Here is a 26018-nt window from a genome sequence, read left to right on the forward strand (position 1 = left end):
GTCTTTTTGTGTTTACTTCATTTTGTTCCAAAACCATTCGTATACCGTTCCTTCTCATTACCGAATTCGGCGAATGGATTCACGTGAACGAAGTGCGGGAGAGGTACGTGATGTTTGAACCGTCACCGACTTTGTTTTTTCTTCCTTGATGACGTCCAAGTTATTGGTACGAGAGATGCTGAGCAGAATACCCATGGCTACCATCATCACAAAGAGTGAGGTACCGCCATAACTGATAAACGGAAGGGTAACCCCTGTCACGGGAATGGTCTGGGTCACGCCCCCAATGTTAATAAAGGCCTGAATCGCAATTAATCCCATAATCCCAATACCGACCAGTGTCCCAAATGGATCGGGACAGCGAAGGGAGACGATAATGCCTCGCCAAATGAAGTAAAGGTAGACCAACAGGAACAGGGCAGTTCCAACAAAGCCCAGCTCTTCTCCAATGACGGAGAAAATGAAGTCGTTATAAGCATTTGGCAAGTAATGCAGTTTCATCGTGCCTTGTCCGATTCCAGAGCCGGTGATGCCTCCATCACCGATTGCAACAAGGGAGCGATAGAGATTAAGGCTTCCGCCTGTCGTATCGGATAATGGATTCAAAAATGCCTGAATCCGCCCGATTTTGTAGTTCTGTGCAGCCTCCGTAGTTGTGGTGTTATCTACAGTATCTGAAGAAGCCATAGAAGAAAACAGGGCGTTCGCTCCAAGCGCCAATGCTGCTCCCAGCACAACCAGCAGGATGGAACCCATAATATGTTTCATGCTGGCGCCACCTGCATAGATGACCAGACCGCAAGTAGCCACGAGAATGAAGCATGTACCAAAGTCCGGCTGCAGCATAATTAGCCCGGCAATAAACCCGACAATAACCAGCACGGGAATATATCCTGTCTTAAGATCCCTGAACCGTTCCCCTTTTTTGGTAATAAGTGCAGCGAGGTACAGAATAATAGCGATTTTGGCAAACTCTGCGGGCTGTATACTAAAGCCAAAAATGTGAATCCAGCTTCGTGCGCCGTTCAGCACCTTGCCTGAAACCAAAACAATCAGGAGTAATACCGTGGTGAACAGGAAAAACGGTGCATAAAGTTTTTTGTATTTGTTAAATCGGATATTCATGGCAAAAAACATGCCCACTAAACCGATAACCGCCCACATAAGTTGTTTTTTCGTGAAGTACAGGGCATCATTGTTGAAACTTTTGTTTGCAATTGCAATGCTGGAACTGGAGCTGAACACCATCACCAGTCCGAAGCCCACCAACAATAAAGTGAGGATTAGCAGTTGAAAATCCGGCGTGCCTCTCTTCGTTTTCGTTTGGGCCGTTTGTTGTTTCATGATTCGGCCCAGCCTAAGCTTCCAGCAGTTCTTTAAGCTGCTGTAATTTTTGGGCCGCCAGCTTCACGACTGGCTGCGGTACGGTAGAGTCATAATCCAGACCATGCGGAAAAGTTGCTTTTCCAAGATAAACAGCTTCAACTGCGAGAACCGTATCCGGTTTTTCGAGTTTGCCATCGATCGCACGGGTATTAATACGTACAAAGTATTCCGATTTGGTTTGTTCATCTTCAATTTTGTAGTCATATGTAGCACGATAATATTCCCATTGCCACCGGACAAATCCGACTTTCTCGGCGCTCTCATCCAGGTATGCCAAGTCGCTCTTCAAGCCATCCAAGCCTGTATTCTCAAAAATCATAAGCGTCTGATCCTCCTCATAAGCTTCCGAGAGTAAAATTCTCGTTCTTTTCTCTAGTTTATGATAGTATGTTTCCCCTTCCCGTGCAAGCTTTCAAGCGGTGATTCGTATCGGTTTTCTTCCAATTCTGCTACAATATACAGCAATAGGTTTCAAGAGGAAGGTTCGGGCTTGATGAAAGTCCCGTTCAGAGAGCGAAAGGATGGAGAGACATGACAAATAATATATGGTGGGATGATCTGCAGATCCACATGGTAGAATGGCGTCGTCATCTTCATCGGAATCCTGAGGTTTCCTTTCATGAGGAGAAGACATCCTCTTTTGTAGCGGGTATGCTGGAGAGCTTTGGAGTTGAAGTAAAACAACACGTAGGCGGGCACGGAGTTATAGGCTCCATCCGTGGGGACAAGCCAGGACCTGTCGTAATGCTTCGTGCGGATATGGATGCACTTCCGATTCAGGATGAGAAGGATGTGGAATACGCATCGCAGCAAGCAGGGGCCATGCATGCCTGTGGCCATGATGGGCACATATCCATTTTGCTGGGCACGGCACTGTATTTCAGTCGCCATAAACATGAGATTAAGGGTGAGATTCGTTTTTTGTTCCAACCTGCAGAGGAATTGCTTCCAGGTGGGGCGCTCAAGGTTATTGCAGACAGTGGACTGGAAGGGGTAGATGTCATCTATGGCATTCATCTGTGGACCCCACTTCCAGTTGGCGTAGCTGCGAGTACTCCGGGGCCGATGATGGCAGCGGCAGATGATTTCTATATTGAAATCAAAGGCAAAGGCGGTCATGGCGGCATGCCGCAATCTACAGTGGACAGTCTGGTAGCGGGATCGGCTCTTGTGATGCAATTGCAGACGGTTGTCAGTCGCTCGGTGGATCCGTTGCGTCCAGCAGTGTTAACGATTGGTACGATGCAGGCGGGGGCTGCACAGAATATCATCGCCGAGTCGTGCAAAATGACGGGTACGGTGAGAACGTTCGACGAAGAGACACGCAGTATCATGAAAGAACGTGTGCATACGGTCGTTGCTCAGACAGGGGCGATCTATGGTGCAGAGACACAATTGAACTATATTATGGGGTATCCTCCAGTCGTGAATGATGAGCAGGAGACGGCACGATTTTTCAGGGAAGCGGTGGATGTATTTGGTGCAGACCATGTACAGAAGTCACCGATGCTTATGCCGGCTGAAGATTTCGCGTATTACCTGCAGCAGATTCCGGGCTGCTTTATGTTTGTCGGAGCAGGTAACCCGGAGAAGAATGCCGTCTATCCGCATCATCATCCCAAGTTTGACTTTGATGAGGATGCCATGCAGAATGCTGTAAAACTATTTATAGCAATGGCTAAAGGATATACAGCCGAATGATTTGAGTATAGTTGGGCATCCTATTCATACGAAAGTATGAGCAGGGTGCTTTTTTTTGTAGGGTCTATCTAAAGGTTAAGGTAAGGTCGAACTGTTGTACTAAACAGGTTCAATTTCGGAAGACACCGGAACTGAACTTTTTGTGATGTCTTTCATTTAGAAAACTGATAGCACAATTTCAAAATAAGGAGGAAGCGGAATGGGGAAAACGGATGCCTGCATTGTCCAGCGGGATTTTACAGTATTGCTTGAAGTGGGTCATCCTGGATTTGATCAGGCCCGAGCTCAACTGGGGATGTATGCCGAACTGGTGAAGACACCTGCGGCTTTCCATACCTATAGAATTACTGCATTATCGCTGTGGAACGCTGCTGCACTTGGATGGAGTGCTGATCAAGTGATTGCAAGTCTGGAATCAGTGTCACGTTGGAATGTTCCTGCCGCCCTTATTCAGGATATCCAACGGATTATTGATCAATATGGAAAGTTGAAATTGCAGCCAGAGGCCGATCACAAGAGGATGCGTCTCGTGAGTGAAGATGAGGGATTGCTGGATGAATTAAGCGGTATGAAGACCATCTCGGCTTTTCGGATGGAACGTGTCGATTCCCATGAGCTCGTGCTTGGCGGGGAGCAGCGCGGATTGCTGAAGCGTGAATTGACCCGTTTGGGGTACCCGGTGCTGGATTATGCGGGATATCGGGAAGGAACAAGCCTTCCGTTTGAATGGCGAGCGAATACTTCAGGCGGAAGTTCAGAAGGTTTCGGGTTGCGACCGTATCAGCGAGATGCTGTGGATGCTTTTGAAGGTAGCGAGGGTATGGGAGGAAGTGGCCTGCTCGTTCTTCCCTGCGGTGCAGGCAAAACGGTTATTGGGATGGCCGTATTGGAACGTCTGCAGTGTGAATGCCTTATTTTGACCTCGAATACCACATCTGTGAGGCAATGGATTCAGGAATTGCAGGACAAAACAACGATAACGAGTGAACAGATTGGTGAGTATTCTGGTCAGAAAAACAGGTTAAACCTGTGACTGTGGCTACCTATCAGATTCTTACGCATAGAAAATCCAAAGATGCTGATTTTACGCATATCAAATTGCTCAGTGAACGCCAGTGGGGGCTTATCATTTATGATGAGGTTCATCTGCTGCCAGCGCCTGTATTCCGTGCTACTGCAGATATTCAGGCAACAAGAAGACTGGGATTAACAGCAACATTGGTGCGTGAGGATGGCTGTGAACAGGATGTATTCTCACTTATTGGCCCGAAATTATATGACATGCCGTGGAAAGAATTGGAGCAACAAGGTTGGATTGCTGATGTACAGTGTCAGGAGATACGTATCCCCCTCTCTCCTGAACTACGATCAAACTATCTGGAAGCTGAGGTGAAGCATCAGTTTCGTCTTGCAGCCGAAAATCCGGCCAAATTGGCTGTGATCAAACGGATATTGGACCATCATGAAGGGGTGCCGGCACTTGTCATCGGACAGTATTTGGATCAGCTTGAGAGCATTGCCCGGGAAATTGAAGCTCCCCTCATTTCGGGCACAATGTCCCAGCAAGAACGGGTAAAATGGTATGCAGCGTTCAGACGGGGGGAAATCAAAACGATAGTGGTATCCAAGGTTGCCAACTTTGCCGTAGATTTGCCAGATGCAGCTGTTGCACTTGAAATATCCGGAAGTTTCGGTTCAAGGCAGGAAGAAGCCCAGCGATTGGGGCGGATTCTAAGGCCAAAGTCAGGAGAAAATAAAGCTTATTTCTATGCCCTTGTATCTGAGGATAGTAAGGAACAGGAGTTTGCATTACGGCGTCAAATGTTTCTGGTCGAGCAAGGATATGAATACAAAATTGTTCAGGAATTGCAATGAAAAGATCAGTTCACATCACCAACTAAAATAATGGGAAAGGCAAGATAAGCCATGCATACACAAAGTAATCTAGATATGAATTCATTCCAAGAGCTATCATGCGTTGAAAGAACGGTACTTGGAGTGATTTTTTGCAAATATGCCGGACAACCCTTTTCCAACATGATGACACCAGCAGAGTGGGCAGCGGATGGTCTTAGCAGAGCTGAAGCAGTGACAGCATTTATAACACTTCGGCACAAAGGATGGATCAAAGCTGTGTGCAAGTCGTGGGGCGAACGTCTGTATTACATACCGGATTCACTGCTTTCTTTGTTAACAATTCCCTATGCAGCAAGGGTTGGAACGTTTGTTCAGCAGAAGGTGAATGTAATACAGGATGAAGATGCACTTCATAAGTCCAAATCCAGTAATGAAGTCCGAAGTGTGAAGATTGTTGGAGAGGGAAAACCCCATATTGCTGCTGAGCTTCTTCATGTATTGGCTTGGATGCTAAGAGAAGGTCAAGCGAAAGGAGGACTTCCATTAACAAGTAAAGGGACTATCCACAAGAGAATGGTGCAGCGATTAAGTCGCATGACAGTTCTGGCACCTGAAGACTTCTCTGGATTAGGTATTCGCTACGATCACGCAGATGTCTATCCAGTCCATGTAGCCATTATTATTGATATGCTGCTCCGTCTGGGTTTGATTGAAAAGACGCACAACCGGATGCAGGTGTCCCCTGACCATCTTGATCATTGGTTAACATTGTCGTGGTCTTCAATGCATCGAGAAATCTATAGTGTATGCATGGACCAATATGGCTTAGCAGAGCCCAATCTTCAGCATTTTCGTTATCAATTAATGATGTTTGATTTCCGAGAGAATGATTGGTTGAGTATTATGGCAGGAACCGTAGATCATGTTGGGTTTGAAGAGGCAAATGAGATTAGAGAGAGTGAAGGTGCTTCAGGATCAGGATCATCCTTTCTGACATTGATCCGGGGATGGCTTAATGCTCTGGCGGGTTTGGGGTATGGTGAGATAGGGGAGTCCGCTGAGGGAGAGTTATATTATCGTTGGCAGATTGAACCTGACATTTTAAAGGATTTTGCGAATGACGAAGCAGAGAATGCTGGGGGGAATTTGATTTTTGTTCAGCCTGACTTTGAAATTATGGTTCCGCCAGATGTAACCCCACAGGTCCGTTGGGTTCTGGAAATGGGTACAGAGCTTATAAGCCGTGATCGCATGTCCATATACCGAATGACAAAGGAACGAATCATCGCTGCATCAGAGCTCGGTCTTACAGCCGATGAAATGATAAACTTCCTTAGCCGATATGCCGGATCGGGTGTGCCTGAGCATGTGGAACTAGCAATCCAGCAGTGGGGACTGGAGGTAAACAGACTTCACATGGACGTAGGCCAGAACGTTGATCTGGATGAGTCGGTGGATAAAGCCAACAAAAAGGATATATGGACATATGAATCAAGAAGTGCATTACAGGAGAAGCTGAACCCCCAGGTTGGGGAGCCTTTGCAGATGAGTCCATAGTCGGAGCAGATGAGTTCAATATCGGACTTGAGGTAGAGAAGGAACTCTTTTATATGCGTGGAAGAGTAGGGCTCATTGAAAGCGAACTTAATCTGCATGCGTATGAACCGGATCACTCCATTACAGAGCAATCGGGTCTGTTTCCCGGATACGGAGAGATCCCGGAAATGTGGCATAACGAGTGGCGAGGATATCATGTGTCCACAGCTCGTCAGATTACTGCGAAAGCCATTGAATGGCAGACAAAACTGGGTCTGAAGCTGGACAGTGATATCGTTTATGTTATCCCCGATCAGATTCAGGGTCATGAAGATTGGACATTAACGGGCTGGTCCATATCAGATAGTGGGACAAATCACGCAGAACGTCGCTCTTTTTCGCCTAACGAATGGAATCAGATACGACTGATTATTCCGGACCATGCTCCAACTTGAATCGACTTTGCAAAAGCAGATCCCTTGTTCCCCTTATTTCTATTTGCAGGAAAAACTCTTCTTAACTTTTCGGGGATATGATATGATGAAGTAGTCTACGTTAAGTAGAACTTTATATATAGATAGGATGAATTTCATGAGCGTAGCGGAAATGAACACGGTCGATATGGCCCAAGTGTTAACGGGCGCATATGAACTGGGCGACATGATTAACCAATCAGCCGAAGTATCGGATTATTTATATTGGAAACAGCAAGTGGAGACGAACCCTGAAATTCAGGTGGGAATACGCAAGCTGAACGCCAAGAAGGAATTATTTGAAGAAACCCAGCGTTTTGGGCATTTTCACCCGGACTATCACGCGGCAAAAGATCAGGTTCAGGCTTTGGAGCAGGAGTTGGAGCGTTTCGAGGCGGTAGCCCGCTTTAAACAGGCGGAGAAGGCATTGGACGATATGTTGTTCCAGATGTCGGAGACGATTGCATTCGCGGTGTCAACGACCATTAAGGTACCGAGCAATGATCCCAATCCGAAGGGCGGCTGCGGTAGCGGAGGCAAGTGCGGTTGCAGCTAAGGCTGGATAAGAAAATAAATTCATGATAGACCGGACCTTTCCGAGGATCCGGTCTCCATTATAGAGAGGCGGGGAAAATGATGTTTGCGGAAAGGACAGGATTCATCATATGGGTCAGTGATTTGAAAGCGGCTCGTAATCTCGAAAAGTATGGTACCGTTCATTACATCTCCCGCCGTATGCATTATGTCGTCATGTATGTTAATGCAGAGCGGGCTGAAGATACGATGAAAAATGTGAACAGACTTTCCTATGTGCGCAAAGTCGAACGTTCTTACCGGAATGAGATCAAAACAGAGTATGCTAGCAAAACATTGGACAAAACAAGTTTTTACGGGATATAACAAAATGGTTTGGGAATGTATAGGGAACTTCTTTTGTTGCTACTGAACATTTCGAAACGATTAACCAGAGGGGTCCTTCGGGACCGCTCTTTTATTGAATTAGGCATAAACTGGATTTTGTGAAAAAATCTGAACTTACGCCTTGAGGTTGCGGGACTTATGTTGTAATATATTGGGTAAATAAATAGATAGAAAGTCCTATCTGGTGGAGAGTGATTCCCATGCGTGATAAGGTGATGCAACGTTGGAGCACGTACGAGCCTTTTTTGTGGCTCTTGGAGACAAAAAAGTGGCCGACATCGTCATTACCCATCATGCCAAGATGCGGTATGCAGACCGTATTGAGCCGGCACGTGATGATGATGACCATATTGCGGCATGGTTATGGGAGTGTCTGAAGCAGGACCGTATTACACCATACTACCGTAATGAGCAGGATGTCTACCTAATCGACGAGGATCTGGTCGTGGTTGCTGAATTTTCCGAACTTGAAGGGGAATATGATATTGCTGGCAATCCGCTTCATAAGATGATTGTCGTTACATTTCTGGGGAAAATGTCCGAGACGATTGAACTGCGGGATCTGAAATCGTATTATTCCTGGCTGAGACATTCAAGACGAATGACTCTGGTCAAGAACAGTCGCAAGCATAAGTGAGTTTGGAATAATCCATATTTTTGAATGAATAGATCCAGGTTACATCGCATGCAGACAAGCTGCATGCTTTTTTGTTGGAATTCAAGAAATCGGCTACAATGGGGAAAGCGTACAGAAGAGGGGCGAAGATATGAATTTTCATCAATTGCATATTTTTTATACCGTTGCAGAAAAGGGGAGTTTTTCAGCGGCTGCGCAAGCTCTACATATGACACAACCTGCGGTAACGATGCAGATCCAATCGCTTGAGGATTATTTTGGAACCAAGCTGCTGCACCGTTCTACCAAGAAAATAGAATTATCCGAGGCGGGTCGGACATTATTGCCTCATGCCAAACGCAGTGTAGAGTTGGTCAGACAGACCGATGAGGCAATGTCTGCATTTACGCAGATGCTGCAAGGGAGATTGCAGCTCGGGGCAAGCTTGACGATTGGTGAGTATGTGCTGCCACGGATGCTGGGTCCTTTTGCTCGCCAATACCCGGATATCTCGATCGTCATGAAAGTGATGAATACGACGCAGATTATGGACGATATCTTGAAGCATCAGCTAAACTTCGGACTCATTGAGGCACCAGTTCACCACCCGGATATGATTGTAGAGCCGGTCATGCAGGATGAATTGAAGCTGGTTGTTCCGGCAGGGCATGCATTGGCAGATCGTGGGGAAGTAGAGCTGGAAGATGTGCTTAGCTACGCATTTGTGCTGCGGGAAAAAGGTTCGGGTACCCGTCAGGTGATGGAGGATCAGTTACAAAAGAGAAATATAGATCCACAGGACATGAATGTGGTGATGGAACTTGGCAGTACAGGTGCCGTGAAATCTGCTGTGGAAGCAGGTGTGGGTATCACGATGTTATCTCCGTCATCGGTTCAGCACGAATTGGCCCTTGGCCTGGTTCATATCGTGGATATTCGTGGGCTTGAGTTTAAAAGACAGTTCTACGCTATACATCTGAAGTCTTCATTGCTTCCCCTGTCGGCAGTAGCTTTTCTGAATTATTTGCGTCAGCATGAGCAGACAGCATCAGAAGGACAGGCGGAATAGGGACAATAAATGCAGAGCTGGAATAATGCATGATTGATCCAAAGAATGGTGGAGTGCAATAAATTGCAATGGTCTGACCTATAATGAGCCGATTAAAGGGAGTTGTTATTTATGAATCATCATCAAGGACGTTGTGATCTTCATACCCATAGCCAAGCTTCGGACGGAATGCAGCCACCTGCCGAGAATGTGAAGCTCGCCAAACAAAGAGGACTGTCTGCGGTTGCGCTGACGGATCACGATACAGTAGCGGGTGTATCTGAGGCACAGCGGGTGGGCCGTGAATATGGGATTGACGTTGTTGCAGGAGTTGAGATCAGTACTCGTGCGGGCGGCAAGGATATTCATGTGCTGGGTATTATGTGAATACAGAAGATGAGCAATTTCTGGAGCGACTACGCGGGCTTCGGGAAGCAAGAGAAGAACGCAATCATCTGATCATTGCCAAACTGCAGGAGCTTGGACTTGAAATTAGCTGGCAGGAAGTCATTGATGGCCTTGGCCGACCGCTGGAACCGGATGAAAGCATCGGTAGACCTCATATGGCCGATGTGTTGGTACGGAAAGGATATGCCGCTGATATGAGGGATGCGTTCAATCGTTATCTGGCTGAAGGCCAACCTGGATTTGTGTCGGTTCCCCGAGTTGCACCGGAAGATGCATGCCAGTGGATTAAAGATGCGGGTGGTGCTGCGGTTATTGCCCATCCTGGTTTATACGGAGACGATGAATTGGTTCGGCGCATTCTGGTGGACTCCCATCCTGACGGGATTGAAGTGGTTCATTCGGATCATGGACCGGAAGAAGAGCACAGATATGCGGAGTTGGCACGGGAATTTGGGCTCATTCAGACAGGTGGTTCGGATTACCATGGTGTAAGACAAGGGGTAGTTTTCCACGGGGATCTGGGTAGCAAAACTGTAACCATTGATGTGCTTGATGAGCTTCGCGCTGCAGCTGGAAAGTCTTGATTTCCAAACTTTTCATTTTTGTGTGAGCCTCGGGGAAAAATCGGTTGTTATCATGCGGAATGAAACGGGAAAATAATGAAAGGACATAGAATGGGGTGACCGTTAGTCACTAGCCATGTCTCTATGTCCTTTTTTTGAATCCACTATAATTAGGTGATGGAATAATTCACCCAGGTGCCGCGAGCAGCTCCAAGACGTTCAAATAATTGCTGTGCCCGCTCGTTGGTTGCTGCTGTGATCCAGGACATGTAAGCACATCCGTGTTCACGTGTATACTGCTGACAGTGTTCGAATAGGCTGGCCTCGGCTTCGCCTTCTCTCCAAGCCTCGGTCACAAACAAGTCATTCATAATGGCAACGCGGTTTGCCTTCATCGTGCTATAGGTAAAATAGAGAGTAGCGAACCCGATGAGTTCACCGTCCTGTTCTGCAACAAATTGAACTCCTATCTGCTGATCAAGCAGGTTTTTGATCAAAAGCTCGATTGCCTGATCACCAGGCCAGGGGTTGTTATAAAATCCGACGACATACTCGTGTATTAATCCACTCAACGGAAGCAAATCATTAGGTTGAGTTGGTCTGATATGTAGAGTCATGGGACACGTCCTTAGAAGTTTATTTATAGAAAATCCCCCGAACATTCTTTTGTTCCGGGGGATTTTACGTTGTCTAACAGGATTGAAAGCAAGCATCCTATCCATTTTTGATGGTGGATGGCAGACTCTTAACCAGTTCTTCGTTTGGCGTCACAAACAGGGTCTTCTGGTGGTCATAAATGACAAAGCCTGGTTTGGAGCCACTTGGCTTGCGTACATGTCGGATAAAGGTGTAATCCACCGGCACGCTGCTCGATTCTTTGGCCTGACTGAAGTAAGCCGCAAGTTGAGCAGCTTCTTCCAGGGTAGCTTCGCCAAAGTCTGTGCTGCGAATGACGACGTGTGAACCCGGTATGTCTTTGGTATGCAACCAGGTGTCATTGGAAGAAGCCAGACGGTTGGTGACGTACTCATTTTGCAGATTGTTTTTGCCCACGAGAAGTTCAATTCCCTCCGAAGAAGTAAACTGATGCACTGTAGGTCGGTCGTTTTTCTTTTTCTTTTGCCTTTTTTGTTGCGGTCACGAAGATACCCCTGTTGTACAAGCTCCTCACGAATTTCCTCGATGTCGTTCATGGATGCGATAGACAGCTGCTGCAGCAGATTGTCGAGATAGTCGATCTCGTCTTTCGTTTTACCAAGTTGCTCATGAATAACAGCCAGACTGTTCTTATATTTGTTATATCGCTTGAAATAACGCTGTGCGTTGTCAGACGGTGTAAGTAATGGGTCAAGCTGAATGGTAATGTTGGCTTGATCTTCATCATAGAAGTTCACAAGCTCCACACTTTTGTCCCCTTTATTAACCTGATGCAGGGAGGCAAACAGCAGCTCGCCCCATAATCTGAATTTATCCGCATCGTCGGCTTCCAGCAGATCCTTGTTCAGATTGTCCAGCTTTTTGATGTTTTTACTGCGCTCATTTTGCAGAAAACGCAGCAGATCGCTCACTCTTTGCTTGACCGTATCCCGCTCAGCCTTGTCTCCGTAATAATCTTCCATACACTTGCTTATCGTGTCATAGGTTTTCTCCGCGTCCTGAATGCTTTGAAGCTGAACGGCTGAGAAAATCATTTTGCCTTTGGCATTCAGCCCGGTCACAGGAGTGTAGCTGTTATCTCTAACTGGCCCCATGATGGACTCAAAAGCATTCCATAGGGCATCGGCTTCGATTCGAGCATCCCCTTCGCTTGCAGCTTGATCAGCTCCTGGATCGGCAGATACCCGAGAGGTAATCTCTCCTGCGATCAGCGGACTAAGACCGCTGAATGAATTTACCAGCCAACGAGAGGCTTCTTCTTCAGCAGCAGTATAGCTATTTTTAAATTCAATGCTGCTCACTTCCAGTGGATTGCTCTTATGCTGCTCTGGTGGTTCGGTGTACGAAAATCCAGGCATAATGACCCGGTAACTGCTGATGGACGGAGTTACGTGGTGAATACCATCCAGAATCGTTCCCGTTATCGGATCGACCAAAACAATATTACTGTGACGTCCCATCAGTTCAATGATGATCCGTTTGACCGAAACATCACCCAGCTCATCGCGCTGACGCACGTCAATATGGATAATCCGCTCCATGCCAATCTGACGAATCTCCTCAATGATCGCTCCTTCACAGTGCTTGCGGAGCAGCATGCAGAACATCGGAGCTTCAGTAGGATTAACAAACGTTTTCTCTGTAAAGTGCACACGCGGATATGTTGGGCTGGCCGAAATTAGCAATTTGCTATTTCCACGCTGAGCACGGAGGGTCAGAACAACATCATGGCCGTTTGGTTGATGTATTTTGCTGATCCGTCCGCCCTTGCAGCCTTGCAGTTCATGTACGATGGCTCGTGTTACGATGCCGTCCAATGCCATTTTTTTCAACGTCCTCTCTATCTATAACTGAAATGAACACCGGGATATGTAAAAAAGAACCCGTTGCAGATTCGTATTCGTTTGCACAGCAAAAATCGAATTGCCACTGCGTGTATAACCGCAGACCTTTATTTTAGCTTATTCTGCCCATCAGGGAAAGGATTCGCCATGGGGTGCTAATTAGGGTCCTGTCCGAATACATATAGAGCAGGTAGTTTGTCCGGCATCGCGTACAACCTGTTGATGAGCATGCCGGTGAAGTAAGTTTGATGTTTTACAGAGGAAATACAGACTGGGAGGGAATTTTGAAGCATGGAACATACCAAGTGGCACCAACTAAGCGTTGAAGAGCTTCGCAACACTCTTGGCGTCAGTCTTGAGGACGGGTTAACTGAAGAGACTGCAACAGAAAAGAGGAAGGCAGCCGGTTCGAATGAACTGAGTGAAGGAAAGCGCATATCTCCAATTACATTATTGCTTAATCAATTTAAGGATTTCATGGTTCTGGTGTTGATGGGGGCCACACTGGTGTCCGGATTGCTTGGAGAATATTTGGATGCTGTAACGATTGTTGCCATTATCGTGCTTAATGCCATTCTTGGTTTTGTGCAGGAATTCCGGGCAGAGCGTTCCCTTCGTGCACTGAAACAATTATCGGCACCACTGGCCAAAGTGCTCAGGTCGGGTCAGGAAGTACATCTTACAGCCAAGCTCCTGGTACCAGGGGATATCGTGCTTGTGGAGAGCGGTGATCGTATTCCTGCCGATGTTCGCTGGCTGTCCACGAACAGCCTCGATGTGGAGGAATCTGCATTGACCGGGGAATCAGTTCCTGTAAGCAAACATTGCCATCCCATAGCTGCGGATGACGTGCCGCTTGGAGATCAGAAGAACATTGGATTTATGGGGACGATGGTCACTCGCGGTACGGCTAAGGGCGTTGTAGTTCGAACGGGCATGGGTACCGAGATGGGCAAAATCGCCGATCTGATCCAGAATACAGAGGAACAGGAAACACCGCTGCAACACAGATTGGAGCAGTTGGGTAGAATTTTGATTTTTGTCGCGCTTGGATTAACCGTCATGGTTGTTGTTGCGGGTATTCTGCATGGACAACCGGCAGTAGGCATGTTTCTGGCAGGGGTCAGCCTCGCAGTGGCTGCCATACCAGAGGGGCTGCCAGCGATTGTAACGATTGCGCTAGCTCTGGGTGTACAGCGCATGATCAAGCGCAAAGCGATTGTACGCAAGCTTCCTTCCGTCGAAACCCTTGGTTGTGCCTCGGTCATCTGTTCGGATAAAACGGGTACGTTGACCCAGAACAAGATGACAGTTACGGACGTGTGGCTGGAGGGACGCAGCATCAAGGTAACCGGGGATGGTTATGCGCCGGAAGGGCAGATGCTGGAGAATGGTCGTACCTTGGAGCTGAAGAGTGATCAGACATTGCGAAGAATGCTCCAAATCAGTGCGCTATGCAATAATGCCAGTATTATTGAGAGTATCGCGGATGACACGCCGAATAAAAAGAAAGGCAAAGAGAGCAAAAAGGATAGCAAGCATGATAAGCATGACTCCAAGAAAGAGCATAAAAAGGAAATGGTCAAGGAAGACAGCGTCGTATGGGAGCTGAAAGGAGATCCTACGGAAGGAGCACTTGTAACACTGGCTTCCAAAATGGGTCTTACCCCTGCTGGGCTCAAAGAGTTATACGCACGTGAGCAGGAATTCCCGTTCGACTCTGATCGGAAACGGATGTCTGTTCTGGTTCATCATCAGGGTGGGCGCATGATCTACACCAAAGGTGCACCGGATGTGCTGATTGGGCATTGCAGCTACATTTTGTGGGAAGGCAATGTTGTACCATTCACGGGAACACTGCGGCAGAAAGTCATGGCGGCGAATGAGAGCATGGCTGGGGCTGCGCTGCGGGTTCTCGGGATGGCTTATCGCGATGTACGGCCGGAAGAAAAAGTGGAGAATGAGCATGCTGCCGAGAACCAACTCGTCTTTGTCGGACTTGCAGGCATGATTGATCCACCGCGACGTGAGGCACGGGATGCCATTGCCACTTGCCGCAGAGCAGGCATACGTACCGTTATGATTACCGGCGATCATGGCACGACGGCAGAGGCGATCGCCCAGCAGCTGGGTATCCTCCCCGGGGTGGGTCTTCCCTTAGCGGCCAGCAATTGGCGGGTATGACGGACGAGCAGCTGGATAAACAGGTGGAGGGCATCTACGTATTCTCACGAGTATCGCCTGAGCACAAACTGCGAATTGTGAAATCGTTGCAGCGCAAAGGACATGTCGTGGCAATGACCGGAGATGGTGTGAACGACGCACCGGCCATCAAAGCGGCAGATATCGGTATTGCGATGGGGATTACAGGCACGGATGTGACAAAGGAAGCATCGGCATTAATTCTGAGTGATGATAATTTTTCTACTATAGTAGCTGCGATCGAAGAAGGGCGTAATATTTATGAGAACATTCGGAAGTTTATCCGGTATTTGCTGGCATCAAATGTAGGCGAGATTTTAACGATGTTTTTCGCGATGATGATGGGTTTGCCATTGCCACTTGTGCCGATCCAGATTCTATGGGTTAACCTGGTGACTGATGGATTGCCAGCGATGGCGCTCGGTGTGGATCAGCCGGAAAAAGATCTGATGGAACATAAGCCGCGTGGCTCCAAGGAAAATATTTTTGCCAGACGACTGGGCTGGAAAATCGTCAGTCGGGGTGTATTGATCGGACTTTGTACACTCGGCGCGTTTTGGCTCACCCTACAGGCCGCACCGGATCAACCGGGTCAGCTCATTAAAGCTCAATCTGTGGCCTTTGCTACTCTCGTGTTGGCGCAGCTCATTCATGTATTTGACTGCCGGAGTTCCCGCTCCATTTTCCACCGGAATCCATTGCAGAACAAGTACCTGGTGTTTGCAGTCATTTCATCCATCGTGCTGATGCTGGCGGTTATGTATGTAGAACCATTGCAGCCTATCTTCAAAACAGTACCACTGGGTATGCGCGAATGGGCCATTTCCATCGTTGCCGCAGGTATTCCAACCTTCCTCATGGGAATTGGCAGCGTGTGGGGAGGTCGCCGCAACCGTCGCCGGATGGGCCCTGAGCGCTTCGTACCAAAAAGTACAAAGTTTTCGGCATAAAATCAATAGCAATTGCTTATCGTTTTCGTTATGCTATCCTCAAAATGATTCGAGGCGAGAATCCTCGGCATTTTGCAGGATAGCTTTTTCTATTGGGGAATGATGGGTATGAATGTTCCTGGGGTATCCTGTAGAGGAGCAAGAATAACGCTTTGGCAGCAGACTGTCAAAAGGAGTGGGCAAGATGATGGAATTTACAAAAATGCATGGACTCGGCAACGATTTTATTGTTGTGTTTGGAGAGAAACAGCTTCCGGCTGATGCATCAGAATTGGCTATAAAATGGTGCAATCGATTTTTCGGTATCGGTGCGGATGGCCTGGTTTATATACTGCCTTCGGAGAAGGCGGATTTTCAGATGCGCATCATGAACTCGGACGGTTCGGAAGCAGAGCAATGTGGTAATGCCATACGCTGTGTATCCAAATATGTATATGATCACGGCCATGTGACACAAGAACAGATTACGATTGAAACCATCGGTGCCGGTGTACAACCAGTCAGCCTGAACATTCGAGATGGTAAAGTGGAAACCGTTCGTGTGGATATGGGAGAGCCTATCCTGAATGGCCTTCAGGTTCCAACAACCGTCGATGCCAATCCGGTGGTGGATCATTCCATTGAAGCCAATGGACAGGAGTTCAAATTTACGGCTGTATCCATGGGTAATCCTCACGCAGTCATCTATGTGGATGATGCTGTGAATTTTGATCTCTCGACATGGGGACCACTTCTTGAAGTTCATCCCATGTTCCCGAAAAAAATCAATGTAGAGTTCGCAACGGTTCGCGATCGCGGATATGTGGACATGCGTGTGTGGGAACGCGGTGCTGGCCCGACACTCGCCTGTGGAACTGGAGCTTGCGCAACCCTGGTATCCTCCGTTCTGAATGGACATACGGATCGAACAGCGGTGATCAGCCTCAAGGGCGGCGATCTTCATATTGAGTGGAGCGAAGCCGACAATCACGTGTACATGACTGGGCCTGCTGAAGTTGTTTTCAAAGGAGTCATTTCGTAAAGAAGACGTTTAAATGAGGAGGCCTGAGGCCTCTTTTTTGCATTAATAAGAGAATTCCTACTGGTTCAGATGGTTATGGAGACTGGATTTCACGAAAAACCTGTGTTTTTCTTCGTTTTCAGATGTTTTTTGTGTTACATTAGTATGAAATGATCAGTCAGGCGGGGGAAAAGGGATGAAGGCGGATTTGCGGAGTGTAATGCAGGAACGGGTCCTCATTGGGGATGGGGCAATGGGAACATTCCTGTATCAGATGGGATTCCCGGTAGGGATTTCTTATGAAGAGCTGAACTTGATTTCACCTGAAGTAGTGGCAGATGTGCATCGTCGTTATCGCGATGCGGGTACGGAAATTCATGAAACGAATACGTACTCTGCCAATTACGATAAGTTGTCCAAGTTCGGTTTGGAGTCCAAGGTGGAGGATGTTAACCGTGCCGGTGTGCGCATTGCCAAAGAAGTAGCTGGTGCGAACGGTTATGTTCTGGGTGCGGTTGGTTCCATTCGTGGAGGCAAGCGGACGAACGTTTCAACGAGTGAATTGAAGCGTTTCTACCAACAACAAATTTTTGCGCTGCTTGATGAAGGAGTGGACGGCATTCTGCTCGAAACCTTCTATGATATTGAGGAGATGGATATCGCCCTTCTGCAGGCACGCAAGTTGAGTAATCTGCCGGTAATTGGACAGTTTGCTGTTGAGGATGTAGGGCACACACTGGATGGTTATACAATGCCTGAAGCTTTCCGTATCATGCGAGAGCAAGGGGCTGACGTTATTGGTTTTAACTGCCGTTCCGGTCCAAACGGAATTATGCGCGCGATGGAAACAGTGTCAGGCCGTATCGGAATCCCGATGTCCGTATACCCGAATGCGGGTGCAGCGGACTACGTCGATGGTCAGTTCCGTTATGGAGCGTCCCCGGAATACTTCGGACAGACTGCCGTGCAATTCGCTGATCTGGGTGCGCGTATCATTGGAGGATGCTGTGGTACGACGCCTGATCATATCTCGGCCATTGCCAAGGCTCTTGTTGAATACACACCTGTGCCGATACTGGAACCAGATCCATCCGAGTCAAAACCGCGTATTATCCTGCATGAGAATGTAGATGAACGGTCTGGACGAGGTGGGCAGCCTACGATTGTGGATCTGGTCAAACAACGCCATACGGTCATCGTCGAACTTGACCCTCCGCGTGATCTCGATATTGCAAAATTTATGAAAGGTGCCGAGACACTGAAAGCGGCTGGTGCAGATGCGTTAACACTGGCGGATAATTCCCTGGCGGTTACCCGCATGAGTAATATGGCTCTCGGCCATCTGGTTCAGGATCGCACTGGATTGCGCCCCCTGGTGCATATTGCATGTCGTGACCGGAATCTGATCGGGACACAGTCGCACATGATGGGGTTTGATGCTCTCGGCATTAATCATGTACTCGCTGTAACAGGTGACCCTGCACGATTTGGTGACTTACCCGGATCGAGCTCGGTATACGATCTGACTTCTTTTGAAATTATACGTATGATCAAGCAGTTGAACGACGGCGTGTCCTTCTCCGGTAAACCACTGAAGCAGAAGGCAGGCTTTGTTATTGGTGCCGCATTTAACCCGAATGTGAAACATCTGGATAAGGCCGTACAGCGGCTTGAGAAAAAGATGGCTTCCGGAGCCGATTATATTATGACGCAGCCGATATACGATCCCGAACTAATCGTAGCCATGCATGAAGCGACCAAGCATCTGGATGTGCCGATCTTTGTAGGAGTGATGCCGCTAGCCAGTGGCCGAAATGCAGAATATCTGCATAATGAGGTTCCGGGTATTCAGCTGTCGGATGAAGTGCGCTCCCGGATGGCCGGTCTCGAAGGTGAAGAAGGTCGGGCCATGGGTGTGAAGATCGCCAAGGAGCTTCTGGATGTAGCCACAGCGCACTTTAAAGGAATCTATCTCATGACTCCATTTATGTTCTATAGTATGACGGCCGAACTGACCCAATATGTGTGGGAGAAGTCGGAGCATGAATGTCCTACTTGTTTCAACCCTAATAATCAATTACAATAGTGTAACGGATGTGATGCCGATGTCATTCAGTATGACCGGATACGGTCAATCCGCCTTTCATTTTGGAGGCTATAAGGTACAATTGGAAATCAAGTCTGTCAATCATCGTTATTGCGAAGTGATGATGCGTCTCCCGAGAGAGTGGACGTGTTATGAAGATGGATTGAGGAAAAAGGTACAGAGCCGATTGAAACGTGGGCGGATTGATGTTTATGTAATGAAAGAAAAAGATGAAGACCAGGCTCTTCCCGCTGTTCTGAATGAGCAGGCGGTCAGGGCCTATCTTCAGGCCGCAGAGCAATTGGAGAGCCGCTATGGTATGCAGGGCAAACCGAGCATTATGGATATGCTGGCACTTCCAGAGGTCATGGTTCATTCGGATGGGACGAGTTCGCTTCCGGAAGAGCAGAAGGACGAATGGGAGCGTGTCCTGCAGCAGGGGTTGGAAGAGGCTTTGTCCGGTCTGGAACAGATGCGCGCCCGCGAGGGTCTTCATCTGGCCAGTGATCTGGAACGACGAATCAGTCGTCTGGAATCACTGCATACCGAGATGCTTGATCTTGCGCCGACTGTGGTGAGTGATCATCGCAACAAGTTAAGACAACGACTTACGGAAATGCAGGAAGAAGGCTCTTTCCCTTTTGACGAGCATAAATTGGGTATGGAAATTGCTATGTTTGCCGATCGTTCTAACATAGAGGAAGAGCTTACGCGTCTACTGAGTCACTTTGGACAGAGCAGGGAACTGCTGAAAAGTGATGAGCCGGTAGGCCGCAAGTTGGACTTTCTTATTCAGGAAATGAATAGGGAAGTTAATACGATTGGATCAAAAGCCAACCATTTGGCTCTGGTGAACCGTGTTGTCGAGATGAAGGCGGAACTGGAGAAAATTCGTGAGCAAGCGGCGAATATCGAATGAACGGTCATATTTCGGCAAAGAGTCGCATGTATAGGGGGAAGAACCTGATTATGGCAATCAAACTCATTAACATTGGATTCGGTAACATCGTATCGGCGAACCGGATTATATCCATCGTGAGTCCGGAATCTGCGCCGATCAAGAGGATTATACAAGAGGCAAGAGACCGTCATATGCTGATAGACGCAACGTACGGAAGACGTACTCGTGCCGTTATTATTACGGATAGCGATCATGTCATTCTGTCTGCGGTTCAGCCAGAAACGGTCGCCCATCGTCTTTCTTCGAAAGATGATGACAACGACGAATAAAATGGAGTGTAATATGTCTAAGGGATTACTGGTAGTGTTGTCCGGCCCATCTGGGGTCGGGAAGGGTACAGTATGCAGCGCTTTGCGCAAACGGGTGCCGGAATTGATTTATTCTGTATCGGCAACGACTCGTCAGCCTCGTCTGGGTGAGGAACATGGCGTCAATTATTTCTTCAGAAGCCATGAAGAATTCCTGAACATGATTGCTGAAGATCAATTGCTGGAACACGCAGAATATGTAGGGAACTATTACGGAACACCGCGTGATTTTGTGGAGAAAACGATTAACGAAGGCCGTGACATCATTCTTGAGATTGAAGTTCAAGGCGCGTTAAAAGTGAAAGAAAAGTTCCCGGAGGGGATCTTTGTATTTCTGTTGCCTCCTTCATTGGACGAGCTTAAAGATCGCATTCAGGGCCGTGGTACGGAAAGTCAGGCGACGATTGATCATCGGATGTCCGTCGCGGTAGATGAGATCAGTCTGCTGGAGCAGTATGATTACGCTGTCGTTAATGATGAAATTGATTTGGCGTGTAAACGAATAGAAAGCATCATTATCGCCGAACATTGTAAGATCAATAAATAATCCATTTGCCGCCGCAAAATGCGATAATCAGTGGAGCTGCTGACATAGGATATATAGGTAGAGCAGCTCCAATCTGATTAGCTAACCAGCGGAGCACCATGATTCCGTCAGGCGGGCAATTGTGATTATACTAATGCAAAGAGGTGTTTTGTAAATATGCTGTATCCTTCTATTGATGAAATGATGAACAAAGTCGACAGCAAGTATTCTCTTGTTGTTGCCGCTTCCCGCCGGGCCAGACAGCTTCGTGAAGGTGAGAAAACGGATTTGAGAAATGCCAGATCCCATAAACAGGTTGGCGTTGCACTTGAAGAAATTTATGGTGATCTACTCGTTGTCATCAAAGGACAGGACGAAGAGGAAGAAGAGTAAGCCGCCTGCGGCTGCTCTTCAACTGCATACGGCGTAAGCCGGATTTATTTGACAACCGCGAGGTTGTTATTTTTTTCTTTATTCATCCTTTTTAACGTCGTATATATCGGGGGATAACCATGTTGAACGGTAAAAAAATCGTGCTTGGTGTGACTGGCGGCATAGCCGCATACAAGGCGGCTACATTATGCAGCAGGCTGGTGCAAAAAGGAGCGGACGTTCATGTCATTATGACGAATTCCGCCAAACAGTTTATTACCGAATTAACGCTGCAAACCTTGACCCGAAATGTAGTATATAGTGATACATTTGATGAGCGGGAGCCTTCCGTGGTCTCGCATATCCATCTGGCCGATATGGCTGATCTTGTTTTGGTTGCTCCGGCAACAGCCAATGTAATTGCCAAAATGGCACATGGCATGGCCGATGATATGCTCTCAACAACCCTGCTTGCAACCACTGCACCGGTGATGATTGCGCCAGCGATGAATGTACATATGTATGATCATCCGGCTGTACAGCATAATATGTGCCTGTTAACCGAGCGCGGAACGATGATGATTGAACCGGGTGAAGGACAGCTGGCTTGTGGTTATGTGGGCAAAGGTCGTCTGGAAGAGCCGGAAACGATTGTCGATGTGGTCGAACGTTTTTTTGAACAGCAGGAGTCTGCCAAACGGGAACGCAATGAACAGCTTTCTTTGTTAAGTGGCAAGAAGGTTGTGGTCACTGCAGGAGGTACCATTGAACGCATTGATCCGGTGAGATATATTACCAATGATTCTTCTGGGAAAATGGGTTTTGCCATTGCAACGGTTGCGCGTGATCTGGGAGCGGATGTGACCTTGGTTATGGGAAATACCCAGGTTCAGCCACCAGCGGATGTACATGTAATCCCCGTAAAGTCAGCACAGGATATGTATGATGCGGTAGCGGGCCAATGGGATGATGCAGATATCGTTGTTAAGGCGGCAGCTGTTGCGGATTACCGGCCCAAGGAAGTGTACACGGAGAAAATCAAGAAGAAAGGCGATACGTTATCGCTTGAACTTGTTAAAAATATAGATATTCTTGAAACATTGGGCAAGCAGAAGAGCCATCAGTTTTTGATAGGTTTTGCAGCCGAGACGAATTCAATGGAAATGTATGCACGTGAGAAACTGGAACGGAAAAACTGTGATCTGATCGTAGCCAATGATGTCACCCGGGCGGGTGTCGGATTTGGAACAGATACCAACGCGGTGCACATATATGACCGTGAAGGATTGGTGGAAGAGCTTCAGGTGGTGGCGAAGGAAGAGGTCGCTCGCCGGTTGCTTTCAATTGCGGCGGAGCGCATTGCCGGGAGGAATTGATATGGAGATCGCCAAGGTTATTGTCGATGTTCCTGTGAAGCAGACGGACCGGCCCTTTGATTATCTGGTGCCGGAATCCATGCGTGAATGGATTGAGATTGGCAGCAGGGTAGGTGTACCTTTTGGTCATCGGACGGTGCAGGGGTTTGTCATTGATTTGGTGCCTCGTACGGGTACGGAGTCTTTCAAACTCAAACCAATTCAGGAGCTGTTGGATATCGTTCCCCGTTGTCTGAAGATTTGGTGGAATTGGCCGAATGGATGAGTGAGCGTTATGCCAGTAACCGCATTTTGTCTTTGCAGGTGATGGTGCCGACCGCGCTGAAAGGCAAAGCGGAACGGTATATTTCACTTGGAGATGCCCTTGACGGAGAAATGGCTGGTTCGGAGTCAGGTGAAGAAGTCCTTTTTGTGTGGGGAGAGGAATCGACATCAGAGAAAGTACAGCAAGATATTATTCGTTTTGTGAAGAGTCGTGGGCAGGTTCCCTTACAACAACTGAGTCGCAAGTACCCCAATCATGCTGCGCTGATCAAGAAGTTGTTACTTAGTGGTGTCCTGCTGGAAAGCCAGGCGATCAAGGACAAGCTGAATAAAAAAACGATGAAGTCTATTGATCTGGCTGTGGATGTGGCAGCTGCGGAAGAGGCGTTGAATTCGTTTCCTGCAAAGGCCCAACGGCAGAAGGAAGTTCTGGCTTTTTTGCTGGAGATGAAAGAACTGCTGCCCATGGCGATGAAAGAATTGCTGGCTACACTTCAGGTATCAGCGGCTACAGTCAAAGGGCTGGAGGAGAAAGGGTTGGTTGTAACGGAGGACGTCGAAGTCTTTCGTGATCCCTATCAGGGCCGTAAGTTCCGTGCGACGGAGCCACTGAATCTGACCGATGAACAGCAGCATGTGTATAACAATATCAATGGTCGATTGCAGGAGAGACGCCATGGCGTCTTTTTGCTTCATGGTGTAACAGGCAGCGGCAAGACGGAAGTCTACCTTCAGACCATTCAGCGCTGTATTGAACAGGATCGACAGGCGATTGTTCTCGTACCTGAAATTGCACTGACACCGCAGATGGTGGAACGTTTCAAAGGACGCTTTGGCGATCAGGTCGCTGTGATGCATAGTCGTCTGTCTGGCGGAGAGCGTTATGATGAGTGGCGTAAAATTCGGGAAGGCCAGGTGACGGTTGCCATTGGTGCCCGGTCAGCCGTTTTTGCTCCGTTCAGTCGTCTTGGCCTGATCATTATGGACGAAGAGCATGAGACTTCATATAAACAGGAAGAAACCCCAAAATATCATGCCCGTGATGTAGCGGTAAAAAGAGCACAGCAGCATCAGGCGGTCGTTGTTCTTGGTTCGGCGACACCCTCGCTGGAAAGTTACTATGCTGCACGTTCACAGAGTAATGATGATTTTGCACCACTTTTGCTGGAGATGCCAACCCGCGCACTGGGGAACAAGCTGCCAGAGGTGCGGATTGTTGATATGCGGGAAGAACTGAAGGATGGAAATCGCTCGATGTTCAGCCGCGCCTTGCACAAAGGGCTGGAGGAGCGGTTGGAGCGTGGGGAACAGACGGTGCTTCTGCTGAATCGACGCGGATATTCCACCTTTGTGATGTGTCGCAGTTGTGGATACGTTGCAGGCTGTCCCGAGTGTGATATTTCACTAACCTATCATCAGCGCTCCAACAATCTTCGTTGTCACTATTGTGGATATGCGGAAGCAGCACCAGAGGTGTGTCCGGATTGCGGCAGTGAGCATATTCGATATTTCGGTACGGGTACACAGCGGGTAGAGGAAGAATTGGCCAAGTTGTTCCCGGGTATTCGCGTTATTCGGATGGACGTGGATACAACGAGCGAAAAAGGGTCACATGAGAAGCTGTTGAAGCAGTTTCGCGAGAAAAGGCAGACGTTCTGCTGGGGACCCAGATGGTTGCCAAAGGACTTGATTTTCCGGATGTCACCCTGGTTGGTGTTATAACAGCGGACTCGGCACTCAATTTGCCTGATTTCCGGGCTGCCGAAAAAACATTTCAGCTGCTCACTCAGGTGGCGGGCCGTGCAGGACGGCATCAACTGCCTGGCGAGGTGTTTGTGCAGTCCTATACACCAGAGCACTATTCGATTGGGCATGCGAGCCAGCATGACTATGTTTCGTTTGTCCGTGAGGAATTATTGCATCGGCGCAATTTGCAGTACCCGCCATACTGTCGTCTGATTCTGGTGACGTTCTCGCATGAACAGCTTCCGGTACTGATCCGGCTGGCAGAGAACTACACACGAATATTGAAAGAAAAGGCGAATGCGGCTGGCTGGCTGGGAAGTCTGGATCGTTTCAGCAATGAAGCCTTTGACGTGTTGGGCCCGGTAGCATCGCCCATTCCTCGGATCAAGAATAGATACCGATTCCAATGTATGATAAAATGGCGGGGGGATGTCGACGCCATTGGACTGGCGCTCGCGACGGCCCGGCGTATGGACGACGATGTTCAGGCGCAGAAGCTGCAAATTAGTCTGGATGTAGACCCGCAAATGTTAATGTAAGCATTTTGTAGTAAAATGCGGATGCAAACAAGCGGTATAAACATAGATTAAAAACAACATGAATGATGGCTCGATCTTTAAAATCAGTTTTTGATACCTGCTACATAGCAGAAAATCAGTACTTGTTTTTGAATGAGCCTGATGTCCTGAAATTATGATGAGGATTAGGAAGGTGCTTACAACATGTCGATTCGTATTATCGTGAAAGAACCGGATGAGGTGCTACACAAAAGAGCTAAAGAAGTAACTAAAGTTACACCGAATGTTCAGAAGCTGCTGGATGATATGGCAGATACAATGTATGACGCAGAAGGCGTAGGTCTTGCTGCACCACAGGTTGGTATTTTGAAGCGCCTCATTGTGATTGATTGCGGAGATGAGCAGGGCCTGATCAAGATGATCAATCCGGAGATCATTTCGAGCGAGGGAGAGCAATTTGGACCCGAAGGCTGCTTGAGTATCCCTGGCATTAACGGTGATGTGCGTCGTTTTGAGACGGTTACCGTAAAGGGACTGGATCGTGAAGGCAAAGAACTGATTATTACGGGAAGTGGCTTGTTGTCTCGTGCGTTCCAGCATGAAATTGATCATTTGGATGGCGTACTCTTTACGGATATTGCTGAAAAGGTGTACGAAATTGCAGCCGATCAAACCGGGCCGCGTCGTAACTAAGGAGTG

The 26018-nt window shown here is 47.9% G+C and carries 19 protein-coding genes and 5 pseudogenes; 20 read left to right on the forward strand and 4 right to left on the reverse strand.

The window, feature by feature from the left end; genetic code table 11:
• Window positions 1-57: 57 nt before the first annotated feature.
• Both ftsW and ACTWJ7_RS13375 read right to left on the reverse strand, forming a co-directional pair.
• Entirely contained in the window at window positions 58-1344 is a 1287-nt protein-coding gene (gene ftsW / locus ACTWJ7_RS13370) for a putative lipid II flippase FtsW (RefSeq protein ID WP_079349553.1), read from the reverse strand.
• Between the two features lie 13 nt (window positions 1345-1357).
• Window positions 1358-1705, reverse strand: coding sequence for a YugN family protein (locus tag ACTWJ7_RS13375; protein ID WP_053784292.1), 348 nt, complete (start codon window positions 1703-1705; stop codon window positions 1358-1360).
• 212 nt (window positions 1706-1917) lie between these two features.
• Here ACTWJ7_RS13375 and ACTWJ7_RS13380 point away from each other — a divergent pair, with 212 nt between their 5' ends.
• From ACTWJ7_RS13380 to ACTWJ7_RS13420, 9 genes and pseudogenes are all read left to right on the forward strand, one after another.
• A complete protein-coding gene (locus ACTWJ7_RS13380; protein WP_301877780.1) occupies window positions 1918-3087 on the forward strand; it encodes a M20 family metallopeptidase in 1170 nt (389 codons plus the stop codon).
• Between the two features lie 199 nt (window positions 3088-3286).
• A pseudogene (locus ACTWJ7_RS13385) lies at window positions 3287-4962 on the forward strand (DNA repair helicase XPB).
• 123 nt (window positions 4963-5085) lie between these two features.
• A complete protein-coding gene (locus tag ACTWJ7_RS13390) occupies window positions 5086-6501 on the forward strand; it encodes a helicase-associated domain-containing protein (RefSeq protein WP_443145521.1) in 1416 nt (471 codons plus the stop codon).
• A 53-nt stretch (window positions 6502-6554) separates the two neighbouring features.
• A complete protein-coding gene (locus ACTWJ7_RS13395) occupies window positions 6555-6935 on the forward strand; it encodes a hypothetical protein (RefSeq protein ID WP_443145522.1) in 381 nt (126 codons plus the stop codon).
• A gap of 136 nt (window positions 6936-7071) precedes the next feature.
• Complete coding sequence (locus ACTWJ7_RS13400; RefSeq protein WP_079349549.1) at window positions 7072-7509, forward strand: YlbF family regulator; 438 nt, start codon at window positions 7072-7074, stop codon at window positions 7507-7509.
• 80 nt (window positions 7510-7589) lie between these two features.
• Window positions 7590-7853, forward strand: a complete 264-nt coding sequence (locus tag ACTWJ7_RS13405) for a YlbG family protein (protein WP_024631130.1) — start codon at window positions 7590-7592, stop codon at window positions 7851-7853.
• A gap of 221 nt (window positions 7854-8074) precedes the next feature.
• Window positions 8075-8511, forward strand: a pseudogene (locus ACTWJ7_RS13410) (hypothetical protein).
• A 130-nt stretch (window positions 8512-8641) separates the two neighbouring features.
• Complete coding sequence (locus ACTWJ7_RS13415) at window positions 8642-9559, forward strand: selenium metabolism-associated LysR family transcriptional regulator (protein ID WP_024631128.1); 918 nt, start codon at window positions 8642-8644, stop codon at window positions 9557-9559.
• A 111-nt stretch (window positions 9560-9670) separates the two neighbouring features.
• A pseudogene (locus ACTWJ7_RS13420) lies at window positions 9671-10530 on the forward strand (PHP domain-containing protein).
• A 149-nt stretch (window positions 10531-10679) separates the two neighbouring features.
• On the opposite strand, the gene ACTWJ7_RS13425 reads toward ACTWJ7_RS13420, so the two are convergent.
• Together ACTWJ7_RS13425 and ACTWJ7_RS13430 are read right to left on the reverse strand one after the other, a co-directional pair.
• On the reverse strand, window positions 10680-11126 hold the full coding sequence (locus tag ACTWJ7_RS13425; RefSeq protein ID WP_301877774.1) for a GNAT family N-acetyltransferase: 447 nt from the start codon (window positions 11124-11126) through the stop codon (window positions 10680-10682).
• 97 nt (window positions 11127-11223) lie between these two features.
• A pseudogene (locus ACTWJ7_RS13430) lies at window positions 11224-12989 on the reverse strand (Rqc2 family fibronectin-binding protein).
• A 312-nt stretch (window positions 12990-13301) separates the two neighbouring features.
• On the opposite strand from ACTWJ7_RS13430, the gene ACTWJ7_RS13435 reads away from it, so the two are divergent.
• From ACTWJ7_RS13435 to def, 11 genes and pseudogenes are all read left to right on the forward strand, one after another.
• Window positions 13302-15194 carry a cation-translocating P-type ATPase gene (locus ACTWJ7_RS13435; protein ID WP_443145523.1) on the forward strand — a complete coding sequence of 631 codons (1893 nt, stop codon included), beginning with the start codon at window positions 13302-13304 and terminating at the stop codon, window positions 15192-15194.
• Entirely contained in the window at window positions 15191-16162 is a 972-nt protein-coding gene (locus ACTWJ7_RS13440) for an HAD-IC family P-type ATPase (RefSeq protein ID WP_443146372.1), read from the forward strand. The genes ACTWJ7_RS13435 and ACTWJ7_RS13440 overlap by 4 nt, the downstream gene beginning before the upstream one ends.
• A 187-nt stretch (window positions 16163-16349) precedes the next feature.
• Window positions 16350-17183: a diaminopimelate epimerase gene (dapF, locus tag ACTWJ7_RS13445; protein ID WP_079349772.1), complete on the forward strand. Its 834-nt coding sequence runs from the start codon at window positions 16350-16352 to the stop codon at window positions 17181-17183.
• A gap of 175 nt (window positions 17184-17358) precedes the next feature.
• Complete coding sequence (locus ACTWJ7_RS13450; RefSeq protein WP_079349545.1) at window positions 17359-19248, forward strand: bifunctional homocysteine S-methyltransferase/methylenetetrahydrofolate reductase; 1890 nt, start codon at window positions 17359-17361, stop codon at window positions 19246-19248.
• Window positions 19249-19267: 19 nt separating this feature from the next.
• Complete coding sequence (locus ACTWJ7_RS13455; RefSeq protein ID WP_301244138.1) at window positions 19268-20167, forward strand: YicC/YloC family endoribonuclease; 900 nt, start codon at window positions 19268-19270, stop codon at window positions 20165-20167.
• A gap of 50 nt (window positions 20168-20217) precedes the next feature.
• A complete protein-coding gene (gene remA / locus ACTWJ7_RS13460; protein WP_006209218.1) occupies window positions 20218-20478 on the forward strand; it encodes an extracellular matrix/biofilm regulator RemA in 261 nt (86 codons plus the stop codon).
• A gap of 13 nt (window positions 20479-20491) precedes the next feature.
• Window positions 20492-21064: a guanylate kinase gene (gene gmk, locus ACTWJ7_RS13465; protein ID WP_024631121.1), complete on the forward strand. Its 573-nt coding sequence runs from the start codon at window positions 20492-20494 to the stop codon at window positions 21062-21064.
• A gap of 156 nt (window positions 21065-21220) precedes the next feature.
• Window positions 21221-21436 (forward strand): DNA-directed RNA polymerase subunit omega, encoded by a 216-nt coding sequence (rpoZ, locus tag ACTWJ7_RS13470; RefSeq protein WP_024631120.1) that lies wholly within the window; start codon window positions 21221-21223, stop codon window positions 21434-21436.
• A 119-nt stretch (window positions 21437-21555) separates the two neighbouring features.
• On the forward strand, window positions 21556-22791 hold the full coding sequence (gene coaBC, locus ACTWJ7_RS13475) for a bifunctional phosphopantothenoylcysteine decarboxylase/phosphopantothenate--cysteine ligase CoaBC (protein ID WP_301877756.1): 1236 nt from the start codon (window positions 21556-21558) through the stop codon (window positions 22789-22791).
• A 1-nt stretch (window position 22792) separates the two neighbouring features.
• Window positions 22793-25340 (forward strand): annotated as a pseudogene (priA, locus tag ACTWJ7_RS13480) (primosomal protein N').
• A gap of 183 nt (window positions 25341-25523) precedes the next feature.
• Window positions 25524-26012: a peptide deformylase gene (gene def, locus ACTWJ7_RS13485; RefSeq protein WP_024631117.1), complete on the forward strand. Its 489-nt coding sequence runs from the start codon at window positions 25524-25526 to the stop codon at window positions 26010-26012.
• The last annotated feature ends 6 nt before the right edge of the window (window positions 26013-26018 follow it).

The sequence above is a fragment of the Paenibacillus sp. 1A_MP2 genome, from assembly GCF_052244825.1.
Lineage (GTDB): Bacteria > Bacillota > Bacilli > Paenibacillales > Paenibacillaceae > Paenibacillus > Paenibacillus vandeheii.

Coding starts and splice junctions, on each gene's coding strand:
- ftsW (WP_079349553.1), bottom strand. CDS start 1,344: ATGAAACAACAAACGGCCCAAACGAAAACGAAGAGAGGCACGCCGGAT.
- ACTWJ7_RS13375 (WP_053784292.1), bottom strand. CDS start 1,705: ATGATTTTTGAGAATACAGGCTTGGATGGCTTGAAGAGCGACTTGGCA.
- ACTWJ7_RS13380 (WP_301877780.1), top strand. CDS start 1,918: ATGACAAATAATATATGGTGGGATGATCTGCAGATCCACATGGTAGAA.
- ACTWJ7_RS13395 (WP_443145522.1), top strand. CDS start 6,555: ATGCGTGGAAGAGTAGGGCTCATTGAAAGCGAACTTAATCTGCATGCG.
- ACTWJ7_RS13400 (WP_079349549.1), top strand. CDS start 7,072: ATGAGCGTAGCGGAAATGAACACGGTCGATATGGCCCAAGTGTTAACG.
- ACTWJ7_RS13405 (WP_024631130.1), top strand. CDS start 7,590: ATGTTTGCGGAAAGGACAGGATTCATCATATGGGTCAGTGATTTGAAA.
- ACTWJ7_RS13415 (WP_024631128.1), top strand. CDS start 8,642: ATGAATTTTCATCAATTGCATATTTTTTATACCGTTGCAGAAAAGGGG.
- ACTWJ7_RS13425 (WP_301877774.1), bottom strand. CDS start 11,126: ATGACTCTACATATCAGACCAACTCAACCTAATGATTTGCTTCCGTTG.
- ACTWJ7_RS13435 (WP_443145523.1), top strand. CDS start 13,302: ATGGAACATACCAAGTGGCACCAACTAAGCGTTGAAGAGCTTCGCAAC.
- ACTWJ7_RS13440 (WP_443146372.1), top strand. CDS start 15,191: ATGACGGACGAGCAGCTGGATAAACAGGTGGAGGGCATCTACGTATTC.
- dapF (WP_079349772.1), top strand. CDS start 16,350: ATGGAATTTACAAAAATGCATGGACTCGGCAACGATTTTATTGTTGTG.
- ACTWJ7_RS13450 (WP_079349545.1), top strand. CDS start 17,359: ATGAAGGCGGATTTGCGGAGTGTAATGCAGGAACGGGTCCTCATTGGG.
- ACTWJ7_RS13455 (WP_301244138.1), top strand. CDS start 19,268: ATGTCATTCAGTATGACCGGATACGGTCAATCCGCCTTTCATTTTGGA.
- remA (WP_006209218.1), top strand. CDS start 20,218: ATGGCAATCAAACTCATTAACATTGGATTCGGTAACATCGTATCGGCG.
- gmk (WP_024631121.1), top strand. CDS start 20,492: ATGTCTAAGGGATTACTGGTAGTGTTGTCCGGCCCATCTGGGGTCGGG.
- rpoZ (WP_024631120.1), top strand. CDS start 21,221: ATGCTGTATCCTTCTATTGATGAAATGATGAACAAAGTCGACAGCAAG.
- coaBC (WP_301877756.1), top strand. CDS start 21,556: ATGTTGAACGGTAAAAAAATCGTGCTTGGTGTGACTGGCGGCATAGCC.
- def (WP_024631117.1), top strand. CDS start 25,524: ATGTCGATTCGTATTATCGTGAAAGAACCGGATGAGGTGCTACACAAA.